The sequence below is a fragment of the Mesorhizobium sp. M0923 genome, assembly GCF_040319365.1.
GTDB lineage: Bacteria > Pseudomonadota > Alphaproteobacteria > Rhizobiales > Rhizobiaceae > Mesorhizobium.
Genome location: NZ_JAMYNW010000070.1, coordinates 1 through 703, shown reverse-complemented (window position 1 = coordinate 703; position 703 = coordinate 1). Strand labels below are relative to the sequence as shown.

Below are 703 nucleotides of genomic sequence, written 5' to 3'. Positions count from 1 at the left end.
ACGGTGGACGGGCAGCTCGTCAATATCGAGATCAACAACAACGCCGCCTACGGCTATGACGTCCGCGCCGAACTGATCGGCGAGCGCGGAGCGGTGGCGACGAACAACATTGCCTACACCCACAGGGAGTCGGCGCTTGCCCAAAGCACAAGCTACGACGCCGACTGGCGGACCAGGTACTATGATGCCTATCGCCGCCAGAACCGCGACTTCCTTCGCTTTGTCATGACCGGTGAGTTCCCCACGACCGCCTCGGATTGCTGGGACGGCTATTGCGCCGCAATCGTTGCCGAGGCTGGCGTGAGTGCGTTGAAGGAAGCCCGTCGTACGCCTGTGCAGATGATTGCAAAGCCGGAGTTCTACGCGTGAAGCTGGGTTTCGTTTCAGACAGTCTCGGCAATCTGCCGTTCGACGCGGTGCTTAATCATGCCCAGCGCATGGGGGTATCCGGCATCGAAGTAAACGCCTGCGGCTGGTCGACCGCCCCGCATTTCCGGCTTTCGTCCATGCTGGGTAACAGGGAAGCGCAGAAGCGGTTTGCTGCAGCCTTCGAGGAACGCGGCCTGGAGATCATCAGCCTCAACGCAAACGGCAATCCGCTGCACCCGACCGATCCGGCCCAAGGCCAAGGATTGAAAGACACGATCCGCGTCGCCGGAGAGATGGGCATTCGCACCGTCTGCACCATGAGCGGTCTGCCGGC

General features: G+C 61.5%; 1 protein-coding gene and 1 pseudogene. Both read left to right on the top strand.

Annotated features, from left to right (window positions below; translation table 11 throughout):
• Positions 1-369 (top strand): annotated as a pseudogene (locus tag NKH89_RS35690) (Gfo/Idh/MocA family oxidoreductase); the annotation flags it as partial.
• Positions 366-703, top strand: a 338-nt coding sequence (locus tag NKH89_RS35685) for a sugar phosphate isomerase/epimerase family protein (protein ID WP_502897001.1), incomplete at its 3' end; no start/stop codon positions are given. The pseudogene NKH89_RS35690 and the gene NKH89_RS35685, both read left to right, overlap by 4 nt.